Genomic DNA, 6,671 nt, shown 5'->3' on the forward strand with positions numbered 1-6,671 from the left:
GATGTCCTCCACGCCGTTGACCAGCAGCCGCAGGTCCTCGGCCGTCAGCGGCTCGAAATAGAGGCGGTCGGATGTGTCGTAATCCGTCGAGACCGTCTCCGGATTGCAATTGATCATGATGGATTCGTAGCCGGCATCGTCAAGCGCGAAGGCCGCGTGACAGCAGCAATAGTCGAATTCGATGCCCTGTCCGATGCGGTTCGGACCGCCGCCGAGGATCACCACTTTCTTGCGGTCGGACACCGTGGCCTCCGAGCGCAATGCGCCGGCGAACGGTGTTTCGTAAGTCGAATACATATAGGCGGTCGGGGAGGCGAATTCGGCCGCACAGGTGTCGATGCGCTTGTAGACGGGATGGACGCCCAGTTGCGCCCGCAGGGCCGCGACGTCGCGTTCACGCTGGCCGGTCAGGCCGGCGAGGCGGGCATCGGAAAAGCCCATCGATTTGAGCATGCTCAGATTTTCGGCGTCACCCGGGAGCCCGTGCTCGCGCACGCGCTCCTCCATATCGACGATGGCCTTCAACTGCGCGATGAACCAGGGATCGATCTTGCAGCTTTCATGCACCGTCTCTTCGGTCATTCCGAGCCTGAGCGCTTGCGCCACCATGCGCAGCCGGTCGGGCGTGGGGGTGCCGAGGGCCGCCTTGATCGCGTTTTTATCGTCGCCTTCGCCAAGCCCCGGGATATCGATCTCGTCAAGGCCGGTCAGGCCGGTCTCAAGACCGCGCAGCGCCTTTTGCATGGATTCGGCGAATGTCCGGCCGATGGCCATGACCTCGCCGACGGATTTCATCGACGTCGTCAGCATCGGGTTGGCGCCGGGAAACTTCTCGAAGGCAAAGCGGGGGATCTTCGTGACCACATAGTCGATCGAGGGCTCGAACGAGGCCGGGGTCGCGCCACCCGTGATGTCGTTTTCCAGTTCGTCCAGCGTGTAGCCGACGGCAAGCTTGGCGGCGACCTTGGCGATCGGGAAGCCCGTCGCCTTCGACGCCAGCGCCGACGAGCGCGACACCCGCGGGTTCATCTCGATGACCACCAGCCGCCCGTCTTGCGGATTGACGGCGAACTGGACGTTCGAACCGCCCGTTTCAACGCCGATTTCGCGCAGCACCGCAATCGATGCGTTGCGCATGATCTGGTATTCCTTGTCGGTCAGCGTCAGGGCCGGGGCGACGGTGATGGAATCGCCGGTGTGGACACCCATCGGGTCCACGTTTTCGATGGAACATACGATAATGCAGTTGTCCGCCCTGTCGCGGACCACTTCCATTTCATATTCCTTCCAGCCAAGGACAGATTCCTCGACCAGAACCTCCGTCGTCGGCGAGGCGTCGAGACCGGTTTCGACGATCTCGAAATATTCCGAGCGGTTGAAGGCAATGCCGCCGCCGGTGCCGCCGAGGGTGAATGAGGGGCGAATGATCGCCGGCAGGCCGATATGATCGAGCGCCTGAGCCGCCACGCCCAGCGCGTGCGCCGTGTAGCGCTGCTTGCGGTCGGTCTCGCCGAGCTGCCACTCGGTTTCAAGCGCATCGAGGGCCGTGTCGAGTTCCTCGCCGCTGTGACGCGCCTTGATTTCATTGCGCTTGGCTTCGTGCGCCTGCCGGTCCTTTTCCTTCACGTCGGTGGCGTTCGCCAGCATGGACCGCGGGGTCTCAAGGCCGATTGCCGCCATGGCTTCGCGGAACAGCGCCCGGTCCTCTGCCTTGTCGATCGCCTCCGGCTTGGCGCCGATCATCTCGACATCATAGCGCTCGAGCACGCCCATCCGACGCAGCGAGAGCGCGGTATTGAGAGCCGTCTGGCCGCCCATCGTCGGCAGCAGGGCGTCGGGCCTCTCCTTGGCGATGATCTTGGCAACCACTTCCGGTGTAATCGGCTCCACATAGGTGGCGTCCGCCAGACCCGGATCGGTCATGATTGTCGCCGGATTCGAATTGACCAGGATGACCCGGTAACCTTCCTCCTTGAGCGCCTTGCAGGCCTGAGTGCCGGAGTAGTCGAATTCGCACGCCTGGCCGATAATGATCGGCCCCGCACCGATGATCAGGATCGACTGGATATCATCACGTTTTGGCATAGCGGCTCATCCGGCAGGCGGGCATCGCCGCACGCCCGCAACTCGGGGATATCATGCAGCGTCCATATCAGGGTTCGAGCGGCCTTATAGGCCAAAGGCCCCGGCAGGGAAACCCGCCGGAGCCTGTTTTTCATGCCTTTTTGGGGGGCTGCGACTAAGCGTCCACCGCGAGCTCGGAGGCGTCATAACTATGGACGCCGTTGGCGATGGCGTAACAGGCAAGCGCGACGGAAAGCGGAATGGCGACGGGGCGATTGTCGCGCAGCCCTTTCTCGTAATACTGGATAATCCGTTTCTTCAGGCCGAGGGCGCACGCGGCTTCCTTCTGGCTGAGCCCGAGCGCCTTTCGCCAACGTTTAAAATCTTCCGGTTTCAAAATGCCTGTCCGTCAATATCCTGTTGAGGCAGATTGCCGCACATTGTGCCATTTATCGTATAGATTGCCGCACATTGTGCTCATTTATCGTATATATGTGACAACTGTTCGTTGGTGCTGTCCTAAATAGGACACTTGATCTTTCAAATTGGGACAATCCGCCGTCGATCACTCGAAACCGCCACCGCTCGCGAGCTGCATTCAATAGCTCCAAAATCGAGAGATGGGTTGTAAAAGGCGAAGACGGTTTGCAGCCGCGCATCGAACACGTGCCGCGGCAGGGCGTGGAACAGCTCTCTGCGCAGCACCGGGACGAGATGACCCAGTTCGTGGCGACGGTGTTTGCCGAATTAGAAGGGGGCGACGCTACGAAAGCGGGCGCGGTGACGTGTGAGGGCAGCGGCGATGTGTGAGGCAGTGGCGATGTGGAACTGGCTCGATGCCTATTCGGCCAGCGTTTCCTCACCGCGCTTTTCGCGGATCAGGTTGATGAAGCGCCTGAAGAGATAATGTGAATCCTGCGGTCCGGGCGAGGCTTCGGGGTGATGCTGAACGGAAAAAACCGGCTTGTCCCTGACCTGCAGTCCGCAATTCGTTCCATCGAACAGCGAGACATGCGTTTCCTCAACATCGCCGGGCAATGTGTCTCCGTCGACGGCAAAGCCATGGTTCATGGAAACGATCTCGACCTTGCCGGTGATGTGATCCTTGACCGGGTGGTTCGCGCCATGGTGACCCTGATGCATCTTCGTGGTCCTGGCGCCGAGCGCCAGCGCCAGGATCTGGTGCCCGAGGCAGATGCCGAATATCGGGATGCCGGTTTCCAGAAGGGCCTTGATCGTCGGCACGGCATGGGCGCCTGTTGCGGCCGGATCGCCAGGTCCGTTCGACAGGAAAATGCCGTCGGGTTCCATGGCAAGTATGTCCCGCGCCGACGTCGATGCGGGAACCACGGTGACGCGGCAGTCAAGTCCGGAAAACAGTCTGAGAATGTTGCGTTTGATGCCGAAGTCGACGGCAACGATATGAATGTTCTCGGCCCCGGCGCTGTTCCGGCTGAAGCCTTCGTTCCAGACCCAGGGCTTTTCGTCCCATTGCGAGGACTGCCCGCTGGTGGCATCGATGGCGAGGTCGAGACCGACCAGCCCGTGCCAGGCCCGGGCCTTTTCCTTCAGCGCGTCGATGTCGAAACGGCCTTCCGGGTTATGCGCGATGACGGCGTTGGGCATGCCGTTTTCCCGGATCCAGACCGTCAGGGCGCGGGTGTCTATGCCGTACATGGCGACAATGCCGCACGACTTCAGCCAGGCGTTGAGATGTTCGGCGGACCGGAAGTTTGAGGGATCCGTGATATCGGCCTTGAAGATGGCGCCGACTGCGCCGTTGCGGGCTGCGGGATCAAGATTCTCGATGTCCTCCGCATTGGCGCCGATATTGCCGATATGCGGGAAGGTGAATGTGACGATCTGGCCGGAATAGGACGGATCGGTCAGGATTTCCTGATAACCGGTGAGTGCGGTATTGAAGCAGACCTCCGCTTCGACCGCGCCGGTCGCGCCGAGGCCATGACCCTCGATGACCGTTCCGTCGGCCAGCACGAGCAGTGCGGTGGAAACGGGTCTGGTCCATGCCGGTGTCGTGTTCATAGTGTCTTCTTCAGGCTTTGTGCGCTGTGATCGGACGCCGCACTTGACGAACATGCCGCGTCACACCACTTAGGGCGATGACAGCTCCCGGCAATTTGGATCAGGACGCTTCATCCGAGTTTGAATGTTCTTGCAGATATGGGAACATAAACGAGGCCCAAAGGCGCGTCAATGCGAGTCGCTCGCTCGATCACAAATTTAAAATGCAATAAAATCATAAAGTTAGAGCCTTGAGTTTTGTTTGCAATGGCAGATGGAACAGAATATGGTTCGCCGCAAAATGCAGGAGAAACTGTGATGCGTGAGATGTTTGCTTCCTCGCTTCGGGAAGCATTGAAGGCGAAGGATACCCGGCGCGTGTCGACGATCCGGCTTATCCAGGCTGCAGTCAAGGACCGCGATATCGCCAATCGTGGCACCGGCAAGGACCCGGTCTGCGACGATGACATCATGCAGATTCTCGCCAAGATGATCAAGCAGCGTGAGGAGTCGGCCCGTATCTACGAGGATGCGGCGCGCCTTGAGCTTGCCCAGCAGGAACGCGAGGAGATCGAGGTGATCCGCTCCTTCCTGCCGCAGCAGCTTTCCGACGACGATGTGCGTGAAGCGTGCAAGCGCGTGGTCGAAGAGACCGGCGCCAGCGGTCTGCGTGATATGGGCAAGTGCATGAACGCCCTCAAGTCCGAATTTGCCGGCCAGATGGATTTCGCCAAGGCGTCCGGGGTCGTCAAGGGTTTGCTTCACCACGAGTAGAGCCGGCCTCGCAAGGGCGACCTTATGGCTGGCCGATAGTTGCAAATGCAGCCTCGCGGCGGCGCCGAGCGCTGCCGCGAGGCCATGATTCGGCGGCCGATGCCCGGGCAGCGGACTGCATGCCTTTGCAAAATACCTTTAGATTCAGTGTGTTTTCCGGCTAACCACCATGTCTGATTGCATAAAAATGCGTATCTTACGCTTTTTGTTGCAATTGCGGCTTTGAAGCCAAAGTTCCATTATGCGGAAGCCAACCCGGCGTTTATACAGATGCGGTCTGGTTGATCCTGCGATGTGGGCGCGTCGCAGGGCGTTTTTGAAGCAAGGAGTGTTATTTGGGCGACTGGTATTTTGAGGCGAGCGGGCGTGGTGTTGTCCGCATCTGATACAAGAAGAAACTTTTAAGAGAATAATGTCCCCTGAGAATTTCAAAGGTGGTATCCCCTCGGATATCGGCAGGTTGAACACATCCTTCGACGTCTTCAAATATCTTCGTAAGATTACGGAGCGGTTCAGGCTGCGCTACTTCTGTGTGATGGCTTTGCCGGTCGATACGGGCGGCAGTCTCAGCAAACACAGCATCATCAACAACTGGCCGCCCGAATTGATCAAGGCCTATGACCGGATGGACCTGATCAGCCTCAGTCCGATTGTCGCAAGGCTGAAGAAGCAGACGACTCCCGTCATCTGGCATGTCGACGAGGTCCTGATCGATCATGTGTCGAAAGGCGCGGCCTCCGCCCTGACGGCCTTTCGCGACCAGGGCTTCATGCGCGGCGTCAACTTTCCGGTGCATGATACGTCCGGGCGGCGCGGCTCCGTGGGCTTTGCCGGCGACCGCGAGGAACTGACATGCGAAGAGGTGCTCAAGCTGAGCATGATCAGCATTCATGTCTATGATCGTCTCAGCGCTCTTCTGACGGGCCGCGAGGTGGATGAGACACCGCTTTCGGAAAGGGAGCTTGAGTGCTTGCGCTGGACCGCGGACGGCAAGACCAGCAGTGAAATCTCGACCATCCTTTCGCTTTCGGAACACACGATCAACCACTATCTGATCAGCGCGACGAAGAAGCTCGATGCCGTGAACCGGACGCAGGCTGTGGCAAAATCGATCCGCAAGGGCTGGATCTGACGCGCGTTAGCGGTCGGCAAAACAAGATCTGTGAATTGCGGGCACGAGGGCGATCAGCCGTGGTGTGACCGGCGCGGGTGGGCTATATGGTGGTCGCACGGGCCGCAAGTACCGGCCCGGCCTGGCAATGCGCGCCATGGCGCGTCCACGGCTGATGGCTTTGACGCCGGTTTCAGGAGCCTGCCCCCATGCGGTTTGACAATGCCTTTCTCGATGAGTTGCGCGACCGGGTGCCGATTTCGGACCTGATCGGCAAGCGGGTCTCGTGGGACAAGCGCAAGACCAATGTGGCCAAGGGCGACTGGTGGGCCTGCTGCCCGTTCCACGGCGAGAAGACCCCGAGCTTTCACTGCGAGGACCGGAAGGGGCGCTATCACTGTTTCGGCTGCGGCGTGTCGGGCGATCATTTCAGGTTCCTGACCGAACTGGACGGCATGTCGTTTCCGGAGGCCGTCCAGCAGGTGGCCGATATGGCGGGCGTGGCTTTGCCGGCTCCGGACCCGCGCGCCGCTGAAAGGGAGCGGCAACGCGCGTCCCTTTCCGATGTCATGGAACTCGCGACGCGCTTCTTCCAGGACCGGTTGCAATCGGCGGACGGGGCTCCGGCCCGGGCCTATCTGCGCGACCGGGGGCTGTCCGGCAAAACCATCGAGACCTTCCGGCTCGGCTTTGCGCCGGA

The 6,671-nt window shown here is 60.2% G+C and carries 7 protein-coding genes; 4 read left to right on the forward strand and 3 right to left on the reverse strand.

The window, feature by feature from the left end:
* Both carB and AC5E6N_RS21365 read right to left on the reverse strand, forming a co-directional pair.
* Positions 1–2,085: carbamoyl-phosphate synthase large subunit (gene carB, locus AC5E6N_RS21360; protein WP_491749708.1), on the reverse strand; the 2,085-nt coding region annotated here is incomplete at its 3' end.
* A 154-nt stretch (positions 2,086–2,239) separates the two neighbouring features.
* The gene (locus tag AC5E6N_RS21365) at positions 2,240–2,461 is read right to left on the reverse strand and encodes a helix-turn-helix domain-containing protein (RefSeq protein WP_491691748.1); all 222 of its coding nucleotides are present in this window, start codon (positions 2,459–2,461) and stop codon (positions 2,240–2,242) included.
* A gap of 248 nt (positions 2,462–2,709) precedes the next feature.
* On the opposite strand from AC5E6N_RS21365, the gene AC5E6N_RS21370 reads away from it, so the two are divergent.
* Positions 2,710–2,874 carry a hypothetical protein gene (locus AC5E6N_RS21370; protein WP_491749709.1) on the forward strand — a complete coding sequence of 55 codons (165 nt, stop codon included), beginning with the start codon at positions 2,710–2,712 and terminating at the stop codon, positions 2,872–2,874.
* Between the two features lie 30 nt (positions 2,875–2,904).
* On the opposite strand, the gene carA is transcribed toward AC5E6N_RS21370, so the two are convergent.
* The gene (carA, locus tag AC5E6N_RS21375) at positions 2,905–4,107 is read right to left on the reverse strand and encodes a glutamine-hydrolyzing carbamoyl-phosphate synthase small subunit (RefSeq protein WP_491749710.1); all 1,203 of its coding nucleotides are present in this window, start codon (positions 4,105–4,107) and stop codon (positions 2,905–2,907) included.
* 297 nt (positions 4,108–4,404) lie between these two features.
* On the opposite strand from carA, the gene AC5E6N_RS21380 reads away from it, so the two are divergent.
* The 3 genes from AC5E6N_RS21380 to AC5E6N_RS21390 form a co-directional block, all read left to right on the forward strand.
* Positions 4,405–4,860 (forward strand): GatB/YqeY domain-containing protein, encoded by a 456-nt coding sequence (locus AC5E6N_RS21380; protein ID WP_491749711.1) that lies wholly within the window; start codon positions 4,405–4,407, stop codon positions 4,858–4,860.
* A 412-nt stretch (positions 4,861–5,272) separates the two neighbouring features.
* Positions 5,273–5,992: a LuxR family transcriptional regulator gene (locus tag AC5E6N_RS21385; RefSeq protein WP_491691745.1), complete on the forward strand. Its 720-nt coding sequence runs from the start codon at positions 5,273–5,275 to the stop codon at positions 5,990–5,992.
* A 188-nt stretch (positions 5,993–6,180) separates the two neighbouring features.
* Positions 6,181–6,671 (forward strand): CHC2 zinc finger domain-containing protein (locus AC5E6N_RS21390; protein ID WP_491749712.1); only part of this gene is annotated, 491 nt, incomplete at its 3' end.

It is taken from the genome of Hoeflea sp. (assembly GCF_984452065.1).

Coding starts and splice junctions, on each gene's coding strand:
- carA (WP_491749710.1), bottom strand. CDS start 4,107: ATGAACACGACACCGGCATGGACCAGACCCGTTTCCACCGCACTGCTC.
- AC5E6N_RS21380 (WP_491749711.1), top strand. CDS start 4,405: ATGCGTGAGATGTTTGCTTCCTCGCTTCGGGAAGCATTGAAGGCGAAG.
- AC5E6N_RS21385 (WP_491691745.1), top strand. CDS start 5,273: ATGTCCCCTGAGAATTTCAAAGGTGGTATCCCCTCGGATATCGGCAGG.